Source organism: Mesorhizobium sp. W050 (assembly GCF_054719535.1).
The window spans coordinates 3532259-3551672 of record NZ_JBTTIH010000001.1; the positions used below are offsets into that span (position 1 = coordinate 3532259).

General features: G+C 62.9%; 23 protein-coding genes. 10 read left to right on the forward strand and 13 right to left on the reverse strand.

Annotated elements, in window-relative coordinates; genetic code table 11:
- Positions 1-2 precede the first annotated feature (2 nt).
- The 5 genes from ACYG9Y_RS17280 to cysS form a co-directional block, all read right to left on the reverse strand.
- A complete protein-coding gene (locus ACYG9Y_RS17280; protein WP_023687309.1) occupies positions 3-479 on the reverse strand; it encodes a GFA family protein in 477 nt (158 codons plus the stop codon).
- Positions 476-982, reverse strand: coding sequence for a GFA family protein (locus tag ACYG9Y_RS17285; protein ID WP_023687308.1), 507 nt, complete (start codon positions 980-982; stop codon positions 476-478). Before ACYG9Y_RS17285 ends, ACYG9Y_RS17280 begins: the two co-directional genes overlap by 4 nt.
- Positions 983-1004: 22 nt before the next feature.
- Complete coding sequence (locus ACYG9Y_RS17290; protein ID WP_023738585.1) at positions 1005-1388, reverse strand: VOC family protein; 384 nt, start codon at positions 1386-1388, stop codon at positions 1005-1007.
- The gene (locus ACYG9Y_RS17295; RefSeq protein ID WP_023738584.1) at positions 1385-1789 is read right to left on the reverse strand and encodes an endonuclease domain-containing protein; all 405 of its coding nucleotides are present in this window, start codon (positions 1787-1789) and stop codon (positions 1385-1387) included. The genes ACYG9Y_RS17290 and ACYG9Y_RS17295 overlap by 4 nt, the downstream gene beginning before the upstream one ends.
- 283 nt (positions 1790-2072) lie before the next feature.
- Positions 2073-3506 carry a cysteine--tRNA ligase gene (gene cysS / locus ACYG9Y_RS17300; protein ID WP_023738583.1) on the reverse strand — a complete coding sequence of 478 codons (1434 nt, stop codon included), beginning with the start codon at positions 3504-3506 and terminating at the stop codon, positions 2073-2075.
- A gap of 390 nt (positions 3507-3896) precedes the next feature.
- Between cysS and ACYG9Y_RS17305 the strand changes: the two genes are divergently transcribed.
- Positions 3897-4052 carry a hypothetical protein gene (locus ACYG9Y_RS17305; protein ID WP_023673568.1) on the forward strand — a complete coding sequence of 52 codons (156 nt, stop codon included), beginning with the start codon at positions 3897-3899 and terminating at the stop codon, positions 4050-4052.
- A gap of 136 nt (positions 4053-4188) precedes the next feature.
- Here the strand turns inward: ACYG9Y_RS17305 and ACYG9Y_RS17310 are convergent, their stop codons facing one another.
- Positions 4189-4947 carry an SOS response-associated peptidase gene (locus ACYG9Y_RS17310; RefSeq protein ID WP_023738582.1) on the reverse strand — a complete coding sequence of 253 codons (759 nt, stop codon included), beginning with the start codon at positions 4945-4947 and terminating at the stop codon, positions 4189-4191.
- A gap of 125 nt (positions 4948-5072) precedes the next feature.
- Between ACYG9Y_RS17310 and ACYG9Y_RS17315 the strand changes: the two genes are divergently transcribed.
- The 4 genes from ACYG9Y_RS17315 (at position 5073) to ACYG9Y_RS17330 (ending at position 7421) form a co-directional block, all read left to right on the forward strand.
- The gene (locus ACYG9Y_RS17315) at positions 5073-5480 is read left to right on the forward strand and encodes an NUDIX hydrolase (protein ID WP_031253485.1); all 408 of its coding nucleotides are present in this window, start codon (positions 5073-5075) and stop codon (positions 5478-5480) included.
- Positions 5481-5547: 67 nt separating this feature from the next.
- A complete protein-coding gene (locus tag ACYG9Y_RS17320) occupies positions 5548-5925 on the forward strand; it encodes a TIGR02301 family protein (protein ID WP_023684478.1) in 378 nt (125 codons plus the stop codon).
- Between the two features lie 328 nt (positions 5926-6253).
- Positions 6254-6511, forward strand: a complete 258-nt coding sequence (locus ACYG9Y_RS17325) for a hypothetical protein (protein WP_023673564.1) — start codon at positions 6254-6256, stop codon at positions 6509-6511.
- Positions 6512-6617: 106 nt separating this feature from the next.
- Positions 6618-7421, forward strand: a complete 804-nt coding sequence (locus ACYG9Y_RS17330; protein ID WP_023738581.1) for a hypothetical protein — start codon at positions 6618-6620, stop codon at positions 7419-7421.
- 22 nt (positions 7422-7443) lie between these two features.
- Here ACYG9Y_RS17330 and ACYG9Y_RS17335 read toward each other — a convergent pair whose 3' ends face one another.
- From ACYG9Y_RS17335 to ACYG9Y_RS17345, 3 genes are all read right to left on the reverse strand, one after another.
- Positions 7444-8172: a nucleotidyl transferase AbiEii/AbiGii toxin family protein gene (locus ACYG9Y_RS17335; RefSeq protein ID WP_023684480.1), complete on the reverse strand. Its 729-nt coding sequence runs from the start codon at positions 8170-8172 to the stop codon at positions 7444-7446.
- Between the two features lie 62 nt (positions 8173-8234).
- The gene (locus tag ACYG9Y_RS17340; RefSeq protein ID WP_027049982.1) at positions 8235-8462 is read right to left on the reverse strand and encodes a hypothetical protein; all 228 of its coding nucleotides are present in this window, start codon (positions 8460-8462) and stop codon (positions 8235-8237) included.
- 54 nt (positions 8463-8516) lie between these two features.
- On the reverse strand, positions 8517-9848 hold the full coding sequence (locus tag ACYG9Y_RS17345) for a dihydroorotase (RefSeq protein WP_023738580.1): 1332 nt from the start codon (positions 9846-9848) through the stop codon (positions 8517-8519).
- 82 nt (positions 9849-9930) lie between these two features.
- On the opposite strand from ACYG9Y_RS17345, the gene ygfZ reads away from it, so the two are divergent.
- From ygfZ to ACYG9Y_RS17360, 3 genes are all read left to right on the forward strand, one after another.
- Positions 9931-10791 carry a CAF17-like 4Fe-4S cluster assembly/insertion protein YgfZ gene (ygfZ, locus tag ACYG9Y_RS17350; protein WP_023738579.1) on the forward strand — a complete coding sequence of 287 codons (861 nt, stop codon included), beginning with the start codon at positions 9931-9933 and terminating at the stop codon, positions 10789-10791.
- Positions 10791-11429 (forward strand): HD domain-containing protein, encoded by a 639-nt coding sequence (locus ACYG9Y_RS17355; protein ID WP_023738578.1) that lies wholly within the window; start codon positions 10791-10793, stop codon positions 11427-11429. The genes ygfZ and ACYG9Y_RS17355 overlap by 1 nt, the downstream gene beginning before the upstream one ends.
- Before the next feature lie 67 nt (positions 11430-11496).
- Entirely contained in the window at positions 11497-13629 is a 2133-nt protein-coding gene (locus tag ACYG9Y_RS17360; protein WP_023738577.1) for a putative bifunctional diguanylate cyclase/phosphodiesterase, read from the forward strand.
- Here the strand turns inward: ACYG9Y_RS17360 and ACYG9Y_RS17365 are convergent.
- Positions 13598-14377, reverse strand: coding sequence for an AraC family transcriptional regulator (locus ACYG9Y_RS17365; RefSeq protein WP_050587693.1), 780 nt, complete (start codon positions 14375-14377; stop codon positions 13598-13600). The genes ACYG9Y_RS17360 and ACYG9Y_RS17365 overlap by 32 nt on opposite strands.
- Before the next feature lie 160 nt (positions 14378-14537).
- Between ACYG9Y_RS17365 and ACYG9Y_RS17370 the strand changes: the two genes are divergently transcribed.
- Positions 14538-15704, forward strand: a complete 1167-nt coding sequence (locus ACYG9Y_RS17370) for an amidohydrolase (protein WP_023738576.1) — start codon at positions 14538-14540, stop codon at positions 15702-15704.
- 12 nt (positions 15705-15716) lie between these two features.
- Here ACYG9Y_RS17370 and ACYG9Y_RS17375 read toward each other — a convergent pair whose 3' ends face one another.
- Entirely contained in the window at positions 15717-16634 is a 918-nt protein-coding gene (locus tag ACYG9Y_RS17375; RefSeq protein WP_023738575.1) for a fatty acid desaturase family protein, read from the reverse strand.
- Positions 16635-16721: 87 nt separating this feature from the next.
- Between ACYG9Y_RS17375 and ACYG9Y_RS17380 the strand changes: the two genes are divergently transcribed.
- Positions 16722-17621, forward strand: a complete 900-nt coding sequence (locus ACYG9Y_RS17380; protein ID WP_023738574.1) for a LysR substrate-binding domain-containing protein — start codon at positions 16722-16724, stop codon at positions 17619-17621.
- A gap of 13 nt (positions 17622-17634) precedes the next feature.
- Here ACYG9Y_RS17380 and ACYG9Y_RS17385 read toward each other — a convergent pair whose 3' ends face one another.
- Together ACYG9Y_RS17385 and ACYG9Y_RS17390 are read right to left on the reverse strand one after the other, a co-directional pair.
- The gene (locus ACYG9Y_RS17385) at positions 17635-17907 is read right to left on the reverse strand and encodes a DUF3303 domain-containing protein (RefSeq protein ID WP_023738573.1); all 273 of its coding nucleotides are present in this window, start codon (positions 17905-17907) and stop codon (positions 17635-17637) included.
- Between the two features lie 38 nt (positions 17908-17945).
- Entirely contained in the window at positions 17946-19409 is a 1464-nt protein-coding gene (locus ACYG9Y_RS17390; RefSeq protein ID WP_023692866.1) for a RimK family protein, read from the reverse strand.
- Positions 19410-19414: the final 5 nt, after the last annotated feature.

The following is a 19414-nucleotide window of genomic DNA, read 5'->3' on the forward strand; positions in this document are numbered from 1 at the left end:
GCTCATATTTTCAGGCCGTGCGCGGGCCAGTCCGTGGTTTCGTGGTCGGGATGCTGGAAGGAGATGATCTGCTCCTGGCGGGAGTAGAAATCCGGATCCTGATGCATGGGCTGGTCAAAGATCGTTTCCACCCAAGGCAATCGGACCGCGTAGTTGACCTGGATCTGCGGCGCCAGATCGGAGCGGTCGTCGAAGGCGCCGATGGCGATCTCCAGTGCGCCAGGTTGGCGATAGGTCAGCGGTGTACCGCAGCGGGCACAGAAGCCGCGATCGATGTTGACCGACGACTGGAAATAGGTGGGCTCTTCGCGCATCCATTCGACGCCATCCTTGGGCACTGTCACCAGCGCGCCGAAAAACGAACCGAACTGTTTCTGGCACATGCGGCAATGGCAGATGGACGCCCGGCCGAGCTTGCCCTTGATGCGGAAACGCACGGCACCGCACTGGCAGCCGCCGGTTCGAACTTCATCGGTCATGATTTTCCCTCTGGCGGCCGGTGTTCGGTGTCCCATTGTTCGGTGTCATGGTCGGGATGCTGGTAGGAGACGAGCTCGGCGAGATAAGGCGCCGACGACATGTCGGCCATGGTGTCCTCGCCCGGCAATTGCGGGATGGTATCGACATAGGGAAGTTTTGCCTCCGTGCCCCACTGGATCAGCGGCACGATATCAGCCGGATTGTCGAAGGCGCCGATGGCGAGGCCGATGCCGTCGGGCGCGGTAAAGGTCAGCGGCGTGCCGCAATTGGCGCAAAAGCCACGATCGACATGGCTGGACGAGGCGAAATATTTCGGTTCGCCGCGCGTCCAGTCGAGTTTGGCGCCACGCACCGAGACCAGGGGCGCGTAAAATGAGCCGAACGCCTTCTGGCACATGCGGCAATGGCAGATCGAGGCGTCACCCAGCGCACCCTCGACGCGAAAGCGCACCGCGCCGCACTGGCAGCCACCGGTGTAGATCGGCCGGTTGTCGAGGCTCATGGCGTCTCACTCCGTTTCATAGTCATTCGGGCGCATGGCAGACGGCCTCGACATTGTTGCCGTCGGGATCCAAGACGAAGGCGCCGTAATAGTCCGGGTGATAATGCGGGCGCAGCCCCGGCCCGCCATTGTCCTTGCCGCCGGCGGCGAGCGCCGCGGCATGGAAGGCGTTGACCTCGGCGCGGCTGCGCGCGGTGAAGGCGACGTGCTGATGGGTCCTCGGCTTGTCATCGCTGGCCTGCAGCCAGAACACCGGCCGGTCGCGGCCATAGCCACCGACCTTCGCGCCGGTATATTCCAGTGGCACCATGTAGATCAGCGAGGCGCCAAGCGGCGCTATCGCCTGGTCATAAAAGGCTTTCGACGCGTCGAAGTCGGCGACATTGATGCCGAGATGGTCGATCATGAAACAAGCTCCTCCCTTGCTGGCGCCGGCACGTCGGCGCCGGCCAAGCCGGCCCCGATGACGATGTGCTGGCAGGCATTGTCGATATCGCGGATGACGTCGTCGTTCCAGAAGCGCAGGATGGTCCAGCCACTGGCACTCAATTGAGCGCTGCGTGCCTTGTCGCGTTCTGCATCTTCTACGTCGGCATGCTGACTGCCATCAACCTCGACTACGAGGTGGTGGGCCGAACAGGCGAAGTCGACAATGTAGGGTCCAATCGGTACCTGTCGGCGAAAGCTCATCCCGATCAGCCGGTGAGCCCGCAACTCATTCCACAGTTTCAGCTCGGCATCGGTCATGACGCGACGCATGGACTTTGCATTCTTGCGCTGACGCGATGGAACGAGGTCGTGACCCATGCTCAGGCCACTCCGCGCTGGCGATTAGCGAAAACCGAGGCGAGGGCTGATCTCCCCCCTTGCGGGGGAGATGTCCGGCAGGACAGAGGGGGGTGCTGTCCCGCCAGCGTCTCAACCGGCAGCCATTGCGTTCTCAGAAAGTGGCCTAAATGAAAGTGGGCAAGAAGGAACGCTGGCGTTCCTTCGAACCCCCCTCTGTCCTGCCGGACATCTCCCCCGCAAGGGGGGAGATTGGCTGTCGCTGCCGCCTTCGCCAATCTTACAACGGTGTCTCGCGCCACCCTCACCGCTTCACCTCCCACGTCGTCACGCGTTCGTTGGTGACAGGATCCTTGCCGTCCTTCAGCTGCACGCCTTGCTCCAGAAGCTCGTCGCGGATGCGGTCGGCCTCGGCCCAGTTTTTCGCTGCGATCAGTTCCAAGCGCTTGGCGATCGCCTTGGCGATCGCTGCCTCGTCGACCTTGGCCGCGCCGATATCGAAGCCGAGGAACAACAGCGATGCCTTCAGCGATGCGGCCGCTTCGTTGCCCTCCGCGGCCTCACCGGCAAGCTGCGTGAGCTGCTGGAAGGCGGCATAGGTGGCGAGGTCGTCAGACAGCGCCGCCACAATCTCCGCCGGGACTTGCCCTGCCGACGGCGCCAGGTCAGCCGCGCGTTTCCATTTGCGCAGCGTGTTCTCGGCTTCCTCCAGCTTGCGCACGGAGAAATCGATCGGCTCGCGGTAATGCGTCATCAGCATCGCCAGACGCAGCACCTCGCCCGGCCATTTGCGGCCGCCGAAAGTTTCGGTCTCCAGCAGTTCGGCGATCGCGTAGAAATTGCCGACGCTCTTCGACATTTTCTGGCCCTCGACCTGCAGGAAGCCATTGTGCATCCAGATATTGGCCATGACGTCGGTGCCGTGGGCGCAACGCGACTGGGCGATCTCGTTCTCATGGTGCGGGAAGATCAAATCGAGGCCGCCGCCATGGATGTCGAAGACATCGCCGAGATAGGCGGCCGACATGGCCGAGCATTCGATGTGCCAGCCCGGCCGGCCCCTGCCCCATGGGCTGTCCCAGCCGGGCTCTTCCGGTGACGACAATTTCCACAGCACGAAATCGCCCGGGTTCTTCTTGTGAGCGTCGACGGCAATTCGCGCACCGGCCTGCTGTTCGTCGAGATTGCGCTTCGACAGCTCGCCATAATCCGGCATCGAGGCGGTGTCGAACAGCACTTCGCCGGCGGCGACATAGGCGTGGCCGCGTTCGATCAAACGTTCGATCAAGGTGATCATGTCAACCTTGCCGTCGGCGCGGCGCGCGACGAACTCGGTGGCGCGTGGCTCGACCGTCGGCGGCAAGCAGCCGAGTGCGGCGACATCCTTGTGATACTGGTCGGCGGTTTTTTCGGTGACGCGGCGGATCGCCTCGTTGAGCGTCAGGCTTCCCGACGCGATCTCGGCGCCGAAATCGCGCAGCGCGCGGGCGTTTATCTTGTCGTCGACATCTGTGATGTTGCGCACATACGTGACACCAGCCTCGCCATAGAGGTGACGCAGCAAACGGAACAGCACGTCGAAGACGATCGCCGGACGCGCATTGCCGATATGGGCAAAGTCGTAGACGGTTGGGCCGCAGACATACATGCGCACATTCGACGGGTCGATCGGGAGGAACACGTCCTTCGTCCGCGTTAGCGTGTTGTAGAGGCTGAGACCCTTCGATGCGTCAGACATGCGTGCCCTTCCGGTCCGTTAAGTTCTGGAGAGAGCCTTACCTGTGCCAAGGCACAAATCGGGCTCCAGCCTGCTGGCCGGGGCGTTTGTCCACTCTGGGGAAAGATGAGGCGAAAACGTCCGGACCAGCGCGAAGCTAGCCAATAATGCAAATGCCACAAATGGCGAAAAACGTTTTCATCGGCGGCTTTATCGCCTTGGCCGGTGTTGCCGTCAAGTCGCAACTTCCGGCAAAAGCATCGCTGGTTCATAGGTCAGGAGCCGCTGAAACATTTTATTAAACATGTCGGCACAGTCATGAAACATTCGCCGGCTAGTTCACCATAGGTCACGATTCGGTCAGATTCGGCCGGCAAACGCAGACACGGAAATGTTACAGGGAAGAGATCGATGTCACGAACCAAGCAGGAATCGAGCCGCGCCAAGCAACCGGCGCTCGCCAACCACTACCGTGCGATCGGCCCGGCCGCGATCGTCGCCGCCCTTCTCCACACCGCGAAGAATAAAAAGCCGGCGCCGAAAATCACTTCGCCCCGCGCTGCCTGAACAGGCATCGTGCCGCCGCCGACAAGGCGTGCGCCGGAACGGAAGGCTGAGGCCCCATAGCGCGCCTGAAAACAACAGCTCTTCCTATTGAGCAGGTTCTTCCCGAAGACCGGACATGGCTTCTTGGGAGCGCGCTCTAAAACAGCGTCATCTGACTGTCGTCCGCTCCGGGCTTCTGGCGCCTGACCTTGCCGGGCTCGACGATGCCCATGTCCTGTATCTCGGGCCCGATGTTGGCGACCTTGTTGACGAGGTCGGAGACCGGAATTGCCTCGAAGAAATCGGGCAGCGCGGGCTTGAGCAGGTCGGCCACATCGCGCGGTTCGAGCGTGCGGCAGTCCAGCCAGCGGGCAAAATCTTCAGGCGCGATCACCACCGGCATCCGGTCATGGATATGGGCGGTGCCGGCATTGGCGTTGACGGTAAGAATAGCGCCGGTGTCCATTTCCGAACCGCCCGGCTCGGCATAGGTTTCGATCAGCCCGGCAAAGGCGATCAACCCGCCATGCCTCGGCCGTATCCAGTAGGGCTGGCCCTTCTTGCCGCTCCCGGATTGCTGCCACTCATAGAAGCCGGAGGCCGGCACCAAGGCACGGCGATGGCGCATGGCGGCTCTGAACGAGGCTTTTTCAATAGCGCCTTCCGAACGCGCGTTGATGAGCAGCGGAAATTCCCTGGTGTCCTTGACCCAGGTGGGGATCAGTCCCCAGCGCACCAGCATCGCCTGGCGATCCGGGAAATTCGAGCCCGGCATGCGCGGCGGCCCCGACAGCGCCATCAGCACTGGCTGCGTCGACGCGATGTTGTAGCGGGCCGGAAAATCCTCCAGCTCCGCCAGGCCGAGCAAGGCGGCAGTCTGGTCCGGCGTGGCCGTCAGGGCAAAGCGTCCGCACATGGGAAAGCTCGATGAAATGATCCGATCGCGAAAGTGGCGATGGAACCGGCGTTGCGCAACCGCTAAAGCTCAATGCCGCCGGCCGGTCCACAAGGGTCGGCCTCAAATAGGCGAAAACGAGATCGATGAACGAGCAGCGCAAGACACTTCCCGCAGTCTCGGTCGCCGTCGTGCGCGGCAGGACGGTGCTGCTGGTCAAGCGGGCGCGGCCGCCGTCGCAGGGGCTTTATGCCTTTCCCGGCGGCAAGGTCGAGCCCGGCGAGACGCTGCAAGAAGCAGCAGTGCGCGAGTTGCTGGAGGAAACCGGGCTGCGGGCGCAGGACTATCGTCCGCTTCGCGACATCCACATCGACGGCAGCGGCGAGAATCACCCGGTCGACTATCTGCTGACCGTGTTCGGCGCCGTTTATGCCGGCGGCGAAGCTACGGCCAGCGACGATGCCGAGACCGCCGCCTTCTATAGTCTTGATGAAATGGCGACGCTGCCGCTCGCGAGTGACGTCGTGGAGGTGGCTGAAGAGCTTTTGGCCTGAAGCAAACCGGTATCCGCCCCTCCGAGAATCGCCTTGCAGGCGACAAAATGTTTCGCCAGATAGACTTATGACCCGCACCTCGCTGTTCCTTGCCGCATGCCTCGCCGCCGCCACGGCTGTTGGCGTGCAGCCGGCGCTGGCCGCCGAGTCGCCGTTCGAGCCCGGGCTGATGCGACTGGCCGAGGTGCTGGGATCGCTGCATTTCCTGCGCAATCTGTGCGGCGAAAAGGGCGACCAGTGGCGCACCGAGATGGAAAAGCTGATCGATTCGGAAAATCCCGATCCGGAGCGGCGTGCCCGCTTCATCGCCAGCTTCAACCGCGGTTACCGTTCCTTCGGCGGCACCTATACCCAATGCACGCCGTCAGCGACCGAAGCCATCAGCCGCTACATGAAGGAAGGCGAGACGCTGTCGCGCGACATCGCCTCGCGTTACGGCAACTGACGAGCGCCAGACGGCGTTTAGCCAACGCCTTTTCGAGCACCCGCCTTGTATCCACGGCACGTTGATGCAATCTTGGTGTTGCACTTGCGCAACAGTATTAACGAAACGTTAGCGCGCGAATGCGGAATTAACTCAAACTGAAGGTTTTCATCCCGCTCACCGGTCTAATCGGCTAAGTTTGAATCGGACCGAACGCAGGCGACGAAGTTTGTAAAGACGATCAAAAAAATGTCGTATTTACAGATACTTACTTAGCCTGCGTGAGATAGGGGCAGCCCAAGCCGGATCCGACCCGTCGGACCGCCGCTTGAAAAGGTGGACATCGCAAATGGAACATGGCGTCAACGACATCGACGCGCTGGTCAGGGAAGAAAAGCGCCTGACCGCGGTGGAAAGCCATAGCGAGGCCTGGGCGGAAGGTCTGTCGGCCGGCATAGAACCTGAAATCATCGCCGAGGCAGCGCTTGAAACCGCGTTCGGCGAGATGCTGCGAGCCAATGGCGAGACCTCGGCCCTTGCCCTGCTCGACCGCATGCGTGAAAAGGTGATCGCCGGCGCCTTCGAGCCGGAGCGGTTTCGGCACTAGGCGGCGCGCGTCTCAGAGGGTGCATCGCCAGCTTACCGGTTCTTTGACGACGGCGCGCCGTTTGGGCATCATGCCTGAAGAGCCTAGGCCCAAGGAGAGGCAAGCGGTGAATTTTTCGATGTCAGGCCGGCCTCGCGGCGTGGCCCTCAGCATCTGGCTTGCCGCTTCCTGCGCCGCGGGTCCGCTGGCGTTTGTCCTGACCAGCAACCCTGCCTACGCGTTGAGCGAGATCAAGCGCGAGGAGCTTCCAGTTCCTGCCGGGCCACCAGCCAATGGTGAGACGGCGCCGTCTGAAAATTCAGTGCCAATGCCCGATCTGCCCGGCACGGCGCCACCGGCCGCCAGCCAGCCGAAATCGCCCACGGAGCCCGAACAAAGCCAACCGGAAGCCCCCGCCAACGATGGAGGCGTGGCCAACCCGCGTGCCGATCCAGAAGCGCCGGTGCCCGAAGTCGTCTATGACCTTTCCAAATTGCCCGAGCCCGTCAGGCGCATGCGCGATCTGATGGTCGAGGTCTGCGTCAGCGGCGACATCGAGAAGCTGCGGCCGCTGATCGGCAAGGGCGACACCATGACCCAATTGTCGCTGGGCGAAATCGAGGGCGACCCGATCGCCTTCCTGAAAGGGCTATCGGGCGACAAGGAAGGTCAGGAAATCCTCGCTATCCTGGAAGAGGTGCTCAATGCCGGCTATGTCCATGTAGACGTCGGCACACCGCAGGAACTCTATGTCTGGCCATATTTCTTCGCCCTGCCGCTGGACAAGCTCAACGCCAGGCAGCGGGTCGAATTGTTCAAGATCGTCACCGCCGGCGACTATGACGACATGAAGCAGTTCGGCGCCTACATCTTCTACCGCGTCGGCATCACGCCGGCCGGGCAGTGGACATTCTTCGTCGCCGGGGATTGAACGGCGATTCCCCCTGGGATGGCTACTGGCTAGGGCTAGAAAGCTCGAGGCCTGTGTCAGGCCATATGCGGATACCTTCATTTCGAAGGGCCGAAATCGCTTCGACCGCCGCGTTGGGATCCATTTGCAGCACCTCGGCGGCATGCCGCAATTCTTCCTTGTCCCGCAGCCTGTTTACCACCCAAGCCACCTTGCGCTCGATATCCACGCCATAGGCCGCCTTCGCCTTGCCAACAGCGTCGCTCGGGATTTCCTTATAGATGCCAACCAGCACTCCAAGATCGATGGCATCGCGATATGCAATTGCACGGTCCTGACATCGATCCGCGTTCGCCAGCAACTTCTCGGCAAACATATCCGCCGGGACCAGGGCGGATACATTCAGATCGTCGTCGAAATGGCCTCGCAGTTTTATGCGGCCTTCGCGGATGACTTCGAACTTGATCGTTTGGCCTTTCAACCGCACGATCGTCCGCAAGCCATATTGATCGATCTGGAAGTCCCGAACAGCCTCGACCGGCTCAGGAAAGAATGCTCTGACGCCACGTTCGGCTGCGGAGGTCCGCAATTCGCGATAGCCATCACTGTCGGCACACAGGAAGTCCACATCCAGTGAGCGGCGATATTCCCCGAATTTCATGACGATCGCAGTGCCACCGCCGAACCAGCACTGGTTTGCGGTCAGGAAATGGCGATCCATCAATCCGAGCGCTTCGGCAATGATCTGGTGCTCGGGCCTCTTGAATTCCATCATGACGCTCGCGGTGTGTCCTGTTGATATTCCGGCTGCGAGGAACGATCAGGTGAGGGAAATCAGCCGGCGGTCAAGAGCACGCCGTGACCGAATTTGTCTGCCAAACTTTGGATAAGCATCTTCTCACGCACAGTAAGACGCTTTTGATCGACAAACCGCCAATTACGCTCATACAGCGCAAATGCCTCTTCAGCCGGAATCGGGCGTGCCGCATCGCGGTTCCAGGCGAGCGCCTGGAGCTCCGGAAACTCCGCAGGGACAATCATGGGCGCGATATCTGCGTTCATAATGCCCTTAACGTAGTGGATAGCGCTTAAAAAATCCAACGCAGCAAGAAACCGCTAAGCCGGCAGCGCCTCGGAAAACTCCACCGGCCTGCCCTGTCCTGGCGTGACGATCTCGCCGTCCCACATCACGCGACGACCGCGCACGATCGTGCCGACCGGCCAGCCGGTGACTTCCTTGCCGCCATAGGGCGTCCAGCCGGCCCTGGAGCCGGCCTGCGCATTGGTGATGGTTTCGCGGCGCTTCATATCGACAATTGTGAAGTCGGCGTCGTAGCCGGCGGCGATGCGGCCTTTCCTGGCCATGCCGAAGATGCGCTGCGGGCCGTGGCTGGAGAGGTCGACGAAGCGCTGCAGGGTCAGCCGGCCTGAATTGACGTGGTCGAGCATGATCGGCACCAGCGTCTGCACCCCGGTCATGCCAGACGGCGAGGCCGGATAGGGCTTTGCCTTCTCGGCCAGCGTGTGCGGGGCGTGGTCGGAGCCCAGCACGTCAACGATGCCTTGCGCAATGCCGTGCCAGACGCCGTCGCGATGGCGTGCCGCCCGCACCGGCGGGTTCATCTGGATCAGCGTGCTCAGCCGCGCATAGTCGTCGGCGGCGAGCGTCAAATGGTGCGGCGTCGCCTCGCAGGTGGCGACATCCTTGTGCTGTTCGAGGAACACGATCTCTTCGGCAGTGGAGATGTGCAGGACATGGATGCGGGCGCGGGTGCTGCGCGCGATGCGCACCAGCCGCTCGGTGCAGCGCAAGGCCGCGATCTCGTCGCGCCAGACGGGGTGTGAGGACGGGTCGCCCTCGACGCGCAGGCCGAGGCGCTCGCGCAGCCGGAACTCGTCCTCCGAGTGAAAGGCGGCTCGGCGGCGGGTGTTGCGCAGGATCGATGCGACACCCTCGTCGTCCTCGACTAGCAGGTCGCCGGTGGACGAGCCCATGAACACCTTTATCCCGGCAGCACCCGGCAGCCGCTCGAGCTCACCGACATCATTGGCATTCTCGCGTGTGCCGCCAACCCAGAAGGCGAAGTCGCAATGCATCCGGCTGGTGGCGCGGCGCACCTTGTCGGCAAGCGCCGCCTCGCTGGTGGTCAGCGGATTGGTGTTGGGCATTTCGAAGACGGCGGTGACCCCGCCCAGAACAGCGGCGCGAGATCCACTCTCGAGATCTTCCTTGTGCTCCAGCCCCGGCTCGCGAAAATGCACCTGGCTGTCAACGACGCCTGGCAGGACGTGCAGCCCGCGACAGTCGATCGCTTCGCCGGCCGAAGCTTGGCGAAGATCGCCTACTGCGACGATGCGACCACCCTTGACGCCGACATCGCGCGCGGCTTCGCCATCATGGTTGACCACAGTGCCGCCTGTCAGGATGAGGTCGTAGGTGGTGGCCATGGGCGTTCGGTCTCTTGCGGGGGGAGTATCGTCGGCTTACGTAAAGGCCGACTGTTTTGCAAGATCAGGTTCTTTGCCGCCCATGCCTTTTGCCCTGTTCAAAGACCGCGCCCTCATTTCCGTGTCAGGCCCGGATGCCGAGCATTTTTTGCAGAATATCCTCACCACCGACCTCGACACGCTGGGCGCCGGTGCGGCAAAACCCGGTGCGCTGCTTTCGCCGCAAGGCAAGATCCTGTTTGATTTCCTGATCTCGCGTAGCGGCGAGGACGGATTCCGGCTGGATTGCCGTGCCGACGTCGCAGACGACTTCCTGCGCCGGCTGATGCTTTACAAGCTGCGCGCCAAGGCCGAGATCGCGAAGCAGGATCAAGTGCTTGTGACGGTTGCGTGGGGCGATGATTCAAGCGCCTCACCTTCTGATTCAACGACACTTGCCGATGCCCGCTTCCGCGATGTGGTTGTGAGCCGTTCCTATGGCGGCGCATCCGTAGGTGGCGATCCGGCTGCATGGCAGACGCTCCGCATCGCCAACGGCATTGCCGAAAGCGGTCCCGATTATCAGCTCGGCGATGCCTTCCCTCACGACGTGCTGCTCGACGAGACCGGCGGCGTCGGCTTCAAGAAAGGCTGCTATGTCGGCCAGGAAGTGGTCTCGCGCATGCAGCATCGCGGCACCGCCAGGCGGCGCGTGCTGATCGTTTCGGCCGACCGTGCCTTGCCCGCGGCGGGCTCGGAGCTGACGGTTGCGGGGCGGCCCGTCGGCACGCTCGGTTCCAGCGCGGGCACGGCCGGACTCGCCATTGCCCGCATCGACCGGGTCAAGGCGGCGCTCGACGCTGGCCAGCCGGTACTGGCCGGTGATGTCACCGTCTCGCTCGCCATCCCGTCCTGGGCGAAGTTCAGCTTTCCCAGGGAAGCCATCGGCGCGGAGGATGCCTGATGGCTGCCGATCGCGTCGGAGCGCCACCCCGCGCGTGGCAGCGCATGCTGTCGGGACGGCGGCTCGACCTGCTCGACCCCTCGCCGCTCGACATCGAAATCTCCGACATCGCCCACGGGCTTGCCCGCGTCGCCCGCTGGAACGGCCAGACCCGCGGCGATCACGCCTTTTCGGTTGCGCAGCATTCGCTGCTGGTCGAGGCGCTATTCAGCGAGTTGCAGCCGGACGCCTCGGCCAACGCTCAGCTGGCAGCACTGCTGCATGACGCGCCGGAATATGTCATCGGCGACATGATCTCGCCGTTCAAATCGGTAATGGGCGGCTCCTACAAGGAGTGTGAGCTGCGTCTCCAGCGCGCCATCCATCAGCGCTTTTCGCTGCCGCCCGAACTCGGCGTCGGCTTGCGCAAGGAGATCAAGCGCGCCGACCAGATCGCCGCCTATTACGAGGCGACGCTGCTTGCCGGTTTCTCGACCGCAGAAGCAACCGAGTTCTTCGGCCGGCCGCGCGGCTTCAATGCCGACCGCTTCGACTTTACGCCGCACTCGGTGACCTCCGCGCAAGCTGCCTTCTTCAAACGCTACGCAACGCTTGAAAAGCAACGCCAGGCAACGGTTGCCGTGCATTCGGCGCAGTGAACATACGCTAAATTAACCAGCGGTAACCACAGTACCGGGTTTCGATCACGGTCAGCAGGCACGCCTCATGTCCGTTGCGCACGTCAAGGGTGGTTCGCCCGTCAGCAGACGGGGAGCCGGAGGCGTCGCCGCGCCACGGCAGATCGCCGACGAACTGCGCCACCAGAACGAGCGCTTTTCGGCGGCCGTCGAGAATATGTCGCACGGGCTGTGCATGTTCGACGCCGACGAGCGGATGATCATCTGCAACGGCAACTATATCAGCATCTTCTCCCTCGACGCGAAGATCGTGCGGCCCGGCATCGCGTTCCTGGACATTCTAAAGCACAGCGTCGACATCGGTGTCGCCTCACAGAGCGCCGAAGACCTGTATGCCATCCGCAAGCCCTATATCGAGCGCGCGCAAGCCTCGACCTACGAGGAAATACTGTCGGACGGACGCATCGTTTCCATCACGCACCGGCCGCTGGCCTCAGGCGGCTGGGTGTCGATCTATGAGGACATTACGGAGCAAAGGCGGGCCGAGCAGGAACTGAAGGAGCAGCACCGCCGCTTCGATGCGGCGCTCGCCAACATGTCGCAAGGCCTGTTGATGTACGACGCCGAAGGCACGCTGATCGTGCGCAACCAGCGCTTCCTCGACCTCTACAAGGTCACGCCTGACGACTTCCCGCTCGGCATGAGCCAGCGCGCCCTGCTCGAACAGATGGTGCGACTGCGCATCTATCCGTCGATGGACATTGACGGCGAGATCGCCAACACCAGAGCCAGCCTGCAGGCCGGTGAGGAGCGTTCGACAGACCGCAGCCTTGCCGATGGCCGAACGCTGCTGGTTGCGCGCCGGCCGCTTGCCGGTGGCGGCTGGGTGGCGACCTTCGAAGACATCACCGAGCGCCGGCGCGCCGAAGAGCGCATGAGCCACCTTGCCCATTACGACACGCTGACCGACCTGCCCAACCGCTCGATGTTTCGCGAACGGCTCGACCAGGCGATGGCCGGCGATACACCGTTGGCGATCTTCTCGCTCGACCTCGATCGCTTCAAGGCCGTTAACGACACCTGGGGACACCCGGCCGGTGACTGGCTGCTGAAATGCGTGGCGGAGCGGTTGCGGCACAGCCTGCGCAGCGACACCGATGTGGTCGCCCGCCTCGGTGGCGACGAGTTCGCCATCCTGCAGTTCAATCCCAAAGGCGCCACCGATGCGGAACAACTGGCAAAACGCATCGTCGCTGTCGTCAGCCAGCCGTTTCGCGACAAGGGCCGCGACATGCATGTCGGCATCAGCCTTGGCATCGCACTGTATCCCGGTGACGGCAAGGACGCCGACACGCTTTTGAAGAACGCCGACATGGCGCTTTACAGCGGCAAGAGCGAAGGCCGCAACGTCTACCGCTTTTTCGAGCCCGGCATGGATGCCTTGGTGCGGGCGCGCCTGGCGCTCGAAACCGATCTCGAGACGGCACTGAAACGGCGGGAGTTCGTGCTGGAGTTCCAGCCGATCACCAACATCGCGTCGGGCAAGATCGTCGGCGCCGAAGCGTTGATGCGGTGGAATTCACCGACGCGCGGCCTGGTGGCGCCCGACGATTTCATCGCAGCCGCCGAAGACAGCGGGCTGATCGTTCCGCTGGGCGAATGGGCGCTGAAACAGGCCTGCAGCGTGGCCGCCGGCTGGCCGCCTGGAATGCGCATCGCCGTCAATGTCTCGGCAGTGCAGATCAGAAGCGCCGACTTTGCCCGCAGCGTGATTTCGGCGCTGGCCGTTTCCGGTGTGCCGGCCAGCCGGCTCGAACTGGAAATCACCGAGACCGTGCTGATGGATGAGAGCGAGACGGTGCTGAAGACGCTGAGACAGCTGCGCGAACTCGGTATCCGCATCGCGCTCGACGATTTCGGCACCGGCTATTCGTCGCTCGGCTATCTCAGGCGTTTTCCCGTCGACAAGATCAAGATCGACCGCTCCTTCATCCACGATATCGACAACAAGGACACGGCGGCGATCGTGCGCACGATCATCGGGCTTGGTGCCGAACTTGGCATCACCGTCACCGCCGAAGGCGTCGAGACCGAAGCGCAGCTCGACATATTGCGCAAGGCTGGCTGCGTCGAGGCGCAGGGCTTTCTGATCGGCATGCCGTCAAAGGCCGCCGACATGGCTCGACTTCTCAAGACGAGGGCAGCGTCCCGGCGCGCCTGAACATCCCCGGCGTCATTCCATGCGCGGCGCGGAAGGTGCGCGAGAGATGGCTTTGGTCGGAGAAGCCGGCCGCAAAGGCGGCACCGGCGAGATCTGAACCTTGCCGGATCAGCAGATCGGCACGGCGCAGCCTGCGGTCACGGATGAAGGCAGCAGGGGTGAGACCCAGCACTTTCCTGAAATCGCGGATAACTTGAAAGCGCGTCACGCCTGCGGCTTCAGCGAGCCGCTGCAAATCGAGGCCCGAGTTCAGATGGTCTTCGATGACCTGTTCATAGACCCGGAGCCGGCTTTTCGATCCGAAGCTTTCGACCGCCTCGCGCCGCCGGCCGCCCCAATCGCCATGGCGCAGGATGAGCTTGCGCAAGGCGATCAACATGGATGTTTCGGCGCTCGTGGCATCACCCGATGTCGAAGCCAAGTGCGCGACGCCTACTGCCTGGACGAGATCGGCATCATCTACGATCGCTTGTGAAAACAACGGCGGGCGATCCTGCCCGAGTTCGTCCGCGATCGCACCCACGAGCGAGGCCGAGGGATAGAAGGTGCGGTAAGCCCAGCCCTGGTCGGCGCCCGCCTCGCCGTCATGCCATATCTCCGGATTGACGAGCAGAACCGTGCCCGACGGCGCGAGGACAGTCTCGTTGCCGATGCGGACACGCTCGCACCCTTGCGTGATCAGGGCGACGACATAGGTGGGGTGCGTGTGCAGCTGGTAGCGATGCCGCGTGAAGCGCGCCTTGAGCATGCCAAGATCGCGAAAGCGCGGATGACGCCAGAACTGCGTCGTCTCCTGAGGCTGTTGAATTCCAGACACGGTCAATCCTGTTCAAGACGCTGCCGGCGCAAATCCTTTACGTGCTGGCATCGACAAGGCCGAATTTACGATAGCCGGCAAGGAGAGCGCAATGCTGCACAACGACCCCATCGCCGCCCTCACCCCGCAGGTGGTGGAATGGCGGCATCACATCCACGCCAACCCCGAACTCGGTTTCCAAGAGTATGAGATCGCGCGCTTCGTCGCCGACAAGCTGCGCACCTTCGGGCTCGACGAGGTTCATGAAGGCATAGGCGGCACCGGCGTGGTTGGCGTCCTCAGAGGACGACCAGGCGTGCGCGCCATCGGGCTTCGGGCCGAACTCGATGCCTTGCCCGTGCTGGAGAAGACAGGATTGCCATATGCGTCGAAGAAAGACGGCGTGATGCATGCCTGCGGCCACGACGGGCACATCGCGATGCTGCTCGGCGCCGCCAAGCTGCTCGCCGACAACAGAGCCTTCGACGGCACCGTCTGTTTCATCTTCCAGCCGGCAGAAGAAAATGAAGGCGGCGCCATGCGGATGATCGAGGACGGACTGTTCGAGCGCTTCCCCGTGGAAGCCGTCTACGCCGTCCACAACTGGCCGGGGCTGCCGCTCGGACAGATCGCGGCCCGTGCCGGGTCGATGATGGCGGCCGTCGACACTTTCGAACTGACCTTCGAAGGGACCGGCGCACATGCCGCCATGCCGCAGCTTGGCGACGACCCCGTGCTTGCGGCCGGCGCCTTCGTTCAAGTCGTTCAGCGCATCGTCAGCCGTTCGGTCGACCCGCAGGGGGCGCTGGTCGTCTCGATCACGCAGATCCATGGCGGCAACGTCGGCAACATCGTGCCGGGCAAGGTCTGGCTGCAGGGAACCTGCCGCTTCTTCGAGCCCGCTTTGTCGGACCATTGCGAAAGGCTGATCGGCGATATCGCCCAAGGCATTGCGTCGGCGCATGCCCTCACCGCCAAGCTCGCCTACAAGAAAGGCTACCCGCCGCTGGTCAACACGTCAGCCGCGACGGCCCAAGCCGTCCAGGCGGCAACGGCGGTTGTCGGCCGCGAGCAGGTCGAGACCGCATTCAACCCGAGCCTCGGCTGCGAGGATTTTGCCTACATGGTCCGCGAAGCCGGCGGCTGTTATGCGTGGATCGGCGCAGGAGCGGTCGGACCGGGCGAAGGGCTGCACGGCGATCGCTATGTCTTCAACGACGCCATTGTCCCCACCGTGCTCCGCTACTTCGTCACGCTTGTTGAGCAGACGCTACGCTGACGGCCGAGCGCCTCAGCGCAAGGTCTCGACGTATTTCTCGTGGAAGCTGACATAGCCGGGCTCGACCACCTTGAGATGCCGCTCGATCAGCTGGTGGAACGCCGGCAGCTGATGGAACGGCACGCCGGGATAGGCGTGGTGCTCGGCGTGATACGGCATGTTCCAGGCGACTTTGCGCACCAGCCAGTTGGTCAGCGTGGTGCGGGTGTTTTCCAGCATGTTGGCGACAAGCGGGCAGCGGCCATGCTCGGCCAGCAGATAGAGCCTGAGGAAGGGCTGGCCGAGCAGCGCCGGCACGATCCAGACATAGAGCAGTACACTTGCCTCGAACCACAGGGCTAGCGCGGCGACCACGACATAGAAAGCGATCATGGCGCGGGCTTCAGTGCGCACCTTGGGCAGGCCTTTCGGCGGCACGTAGCTGTCGTGGCAGCCGCCAATCGCGTTGGTGTAGAGTGTCTGCAAATGCCCCCACCACACCGGCAGGCCCGAGACGTGGACGATGTATTGCCGCATCGTCTCCGGTTTCGGGAAGGCGAGTTCCGGATCGTTCTCTGGATCCTGGGTGAAACGGTGATGGGCGAAGTGGAAATAGCGAAACCAGACGGCGGGCAGCGCGATCGCCAGGCTGCAGACCCTTGCGGCGGCATGGTTGAGCCACTGCGTCTCGAACGCCGTCCTGTGCACCGTCTCATGCAGCAGCGTGAACAGGAAGACGATAAGAATGCCTTGCGGCAACATCAACAGCGGCCAGTACGACACCTTGGCCGCAATCAGCCCGCCGATAGCCACAATCGCGCCGAGATGGAAGGCGAGTTGGACCAGACCCGGCCCGTCCGACTTGCCGGTCAGGCGGCTGCGCTGCTCATTGGTCAGGGACGCGATGACGTCGCGATGGTCTCTGGGTTCAAACTGGGCCGATACGGTCATGGCGCCAAGCTACTCGAATAAGAAAGCTTTCGAAAGACGAGGATTTCTGCGACACAGATAAGCTGACCTTACCTATCGGATCACCCAATGACCGCGCTTCCTTCCCTGAGAGGACTTCAAGCCTTCGAGGCGGCGGCGCGCTCGGGGAGTTTCGCCGCAGCGGCGGATGAGCTCTCGATCTCGGCGGCTGCGGTCAGCCAGCTCATTCGCACCGTCGAGGAGCAGATGGGTCGAAAACTGTTCCATCGCGTCAACCGCCGCGTGGTGCTGACGGAAGCCGGCGTCGAGATGCTGCCCCGGCTGACCCTGGCTTTTCGGGAGATCGGCAGCATCGCGCGTGGCAGCGATGCCTTCCGCCCGCGGCTTGTCGTATCGGTGCCGCCGTCCATGGCGATGGGCTGGCTTTCCGAACGCCTCGCCGGCTTTGTCGCCAGCCACGGCGCCGTCGACATATCCCTGCGCGGCGATGACGATCCGGTGCCGTTCGACCGCGAACTGATCGACATCCGGCTGTCCTTCGGCCCGCACTATCGTGAACACCCGAGCGAGGAGATCGTCAGGGACGCCGTCTACCCCGTCTGCACGCCAGAACTCACCGCCAAAACCGACAGCCTCGCCGGCCTGCCACTGATTCACACCGACTGGGGACCGACCGGCGCGTCGTTTCCGTCTTGGCGCACATGGTTCGAGGCGGCGGGCATAGAGCCCGGCCGCACAGTGCAGCGCGGCCTGTCGGCGAACTCGTCGCGGGCAGCGCTCGACCTTGCCATTTCAGGGCTGGGCGTGGCGCTGGCGCAAGGCATTTATTGCGCCGGGGCGCTGGAATTGGGCCGTTTGGTCCGGGCTAATGCCCTATCGATCGCGCTGCGTCAGCCCTATTGCCTGACGATCCCGGAACGCAGTGCAAGGCGCGACCTGGTGGCGGCGTTTCGCAATTGGCTGATTGAGGAATGCCGGCGGTCGGTGGGTTCGCCGGTGCTCGGCTGATGGACCGAACTGCTCAGAGATGGCCGGCCAGTGCGGCGACCATGTCCTTGTTCGTCGCCACGGGAATGATCTCGAATTCCACCAGGTCAGCCCATTCGATGACCCAGCGCTGCAGCAGCGTGGCGTCATCGGCCTCGACCAGCAGGAAGCAGCGGCTCATATCAGCCGCGATCCAGGAGTGGTGCACGACAAGCGCGTCCGGCTTCAATCTGCCGCGCTCGCCGAAACGGCGGTAGATCTCCTTGCGGTCGCAGCCGGTGAAATCCTCGATGACGATGAACTGCATTTTTCCCCCTCGGTTGAATTGCCGCCCGGGACGGCAAACTAACGCCCGGGACGGTCCAGCCGCTCCAGGAACCATTGCGTCAGCCGCACCCAGACTTCGTCCTTTTCGCCGGAATCCTCCCAGCCATGGTCGAGGTTCGGGTTGTCGTTGACCTCGATGACGAAGACGCCATCCTTGGTTTCCTTGAGATCGACGCCGTAAAGCCCGTCGCCGATGCAGCGCGCCGCCTTCACCGCGGTGTCGACGACATGCGGCGGCGTCTCTTTCAGCGTGAAGGTCTTGATACCGCCCTGGTCGGGCTTGCCGCTGGCCTTGTGGTTGACGATCTGCCAGTGTTTTTTCGCCATCAAATAATGCACGGCAAACAGCGGCTGCCCGCCGAGCACGCCGACGCGCCAGTCATATTCGGTCGGGATGAATTTCTGCGCGATCAGAAGATCGGAATCCTCCAGCCACTCGGTGGCGAGCGTCTTCAGTTCTTCGAAGTTGCCGCATTTCTTGACGCCGCGCGAGAACGATGAATCCGGGATCTTCAGCACCAGCGGAAAGCCCAGCGTCTGCGCCGCCAGTTCGAGGTCCGAGGTGCCGGCTATCATCACCGTCGGCGGCACCGGCACCTTGTTGTAGGCCATCAGTTCGTTGAGATAGACCTTGTTGGTGCAGCGGATCATCGACAGCGGGTCGTCGATCACCGGCATGCCTTCCTGCTGGGCGCGGCGCGCGAAGCGGTAGGTGTGGTTTGAGATCGAGGTGGTCTCGCGGATGAACAGCGCGTCGTAATTGGCGAGCTTGGCCAGGTCCTTCCTGGTGATCGGCTCGATTTCGACGCCCATCTTTTCGGCGATCTTGGCCCAGTAACGCAGCGAGGAAATCTCCGACGGCGGCAGTTCTTCATGCGGATCGACCAGCGTGGCGAAGGTGTAGCGTGCCGGCGTGCGGCCCTTGGTGTCGCGCCACTCGCGGTTGGTGTATGTCTCGAGCGCCTGCACGAAGAGGGCTTCTTCCTCCTCGGCCATCCTGGCCAGCGGCAGGAAGCCGATCTTGCGGATCGAGGCCCATTCGGCGCTGTCCTTGATGTGAACCTCAAGCGCCGGAGCGCGGAACCAGTCGAACAACAGCTTGGCGAAGCGGTCCCAGACCTTCGACGGTCCGATGCCGAAGAAGATGCAGATTTTTTGCGGGAAAACGCCTCCGAGATCCTTGCGGCATTTGTTGAGCGCCAGCTCCAGTTCCGGCAGCGCGTGCTCGTAGAGCTTGCGCTCGGACAGGTCGATCATCGTCTCGACCGTCGGGATGACCTTGTGGCCGCGCGAACCGGCGAGCAGAGAGGCATAATAGCCGCGGCTCTGGTAGGCGTAATTGTTCGATAGGTTGATGACCTTCGGCTGCTGGCCGCGAAACAGCGCCGGATGCGCAAGATAGTCACGGTTGGTGATGATCTTGTGCGGCGTCGCCGCCGGGTCGAGATCGTTCTGACGGCCGGTGAGGATGACCCAGGTCATTGTTA

Coding starts and splice junctions, on each gene's coding strand:
- ygfZ (WP_023738579.1), top strand. CDS start 9,931: ATGCCTTTTGCCCTGTTCAAAGACCGCGCCCTCATTTCCGTGTCAGGC.
- ACYG9Y_RS17320 (WP_023684478.1), top strand. CDS start 5,548: ATGACCCGCACCTCGCTGTTCCTTGCCGCATGCCTCGCCGCCGCCACG.
- ACYG9Y_RS17380 (WP_023738574.1), top strand. CDS start 16,722: ATGACCGCGCTTCCTTCCCTGAGAGGACTTCAAGCCTTCGAGGCGGCG.
- ACYG9Y_RS17315 (WP_031253485.1), top strand. CDS start 5,073: ATGAACGAGCAGCGCAAGACACTTCCCGCAGTCTCGGTCGCCGTCGTG.
- ACYG9Y_RS17340 (WP_027049982.1), bottom strand. CDS start 8,462: ATGAACGCAGATATCGCGCCCATGATTGTCCCTGCGGAGTTTCCGGAG.
- ACYG9Y_RS17370 (WP_023738576.1), top strand. CDS start 14,538: ATGCTGCACAACGACCCCATCGCCGCCCTCACCCCGCAGGTGGTGGAA.
- ACYG9Y_RS17310 (WP_023738582.1), bottom strand. CDS start 4,947: ATGTGCGGACGCTTTGCCCTGACGGCCACGCCGGACCAGACTGCCGCC.
- ACYG9Y_RS17385 (WP_023738573.1), bottom strand. CDS start 17,907: ATGCAGTTCATCGTCATCGAGGATTTCACCGGCTGCGACCGCAAGGAG.
- ACYG9Y_RS17295 (WP_023738584.1), bottom strand. CDS start 1,789: ATGGGTCACGACCTCGTTCCATCGCGTCAGCGCAAGAATGCAAAGTCC.
- ACYG9Y_RS17355 (WP_023738578.1), top strand. CDS start 10,791: ATGGCTGCCGATCGCGTCGGAGCGCCACCCCGCGCGTGGCAGCGCATG.
- ACYG9Y_RS17285 (WP_023687308.1), bottom strand. CDS start 982: ATGAGCCTCGACAACCGGCCGATCTACACCGGTGGCTGCCAGTGCGGC.
- ACYG9Y_RS17280 (WP_023687309.1), bottom strand. CDS start 479: ATGACCGATGAAGTTCGAACCGGCGGCTGCCAGTGCGGTGCCGTGCGT.
- ACYG9Y_RS17365 (WP_050587693.1), bottom strand. CDS start 14,377: ATGCTCAAGGCGCGCTTCACGCGGCATCGCTACCAGCTGCACACGCAC.
- ACYG9Y_RS17305 (WP_023673568.1), top strand. CDS start 3,897: ATGTCACGAACCAAGCAGGAATCGAGCCGCGCCAAGCAACCGGCGCTC.
- ACYG9Y_RS17360 (WP_023738577.1), top strand. CDS start 11,497: ATGTCCGTTGCGCACGTCAAGGGTGGTTCGCCCGTCAGCAGACGGGGA.
- cysS (WP_023738583.1), bottom strand. CDS start 3,506: ATGTCTGACGCATCGAAGGGTCTCAGCCTCTACAACACGCTAACGCGG.
- ACYG9Y_RS17325 (WP_023673564.1), top strand. CDS start 6,254: ATGGAACATGGCGTCAACGACATCGACGCGCTGGTCAGGGAAGAAAAG.
- ACYG9Y_RS17375 (WP_023738575.1), bottom strand. CDS start 16,634: ATGACCGTATCGGCCCAGTTTGAACCCAGAGACCATCGCGACGTCATC.
- ACYG9Y_RS17345 (WP_023738580.1), bottom strand. CDS start 9,848: ATGGCCACCACCTACGACCTCATCCTGACAGGCGGCACTGTGGTCAAC.
- ACYG9Y_RS17335 (WP_023684480.1), bottom strand. CDS start 8,172: ATGGAATTCAAGAGGCCCGAGCACCAGATCATTGCCGAAGCGCTCGGA.
- ACYG9Y_RS17290 (WP_023738585.1), bottom strand. CDS start 1,388: ATGATCGACCATCTCGGCATCAATGTCGCCGACTTCGACGCGTCGAAA.
- ACYG9Y_RS17390 (WP_023692866.1), bottom strand. CDS start 19,409: ATGACCTGGGTCATCCTCACCGGCCGTCAGAACGATCTCGACCCGGCG.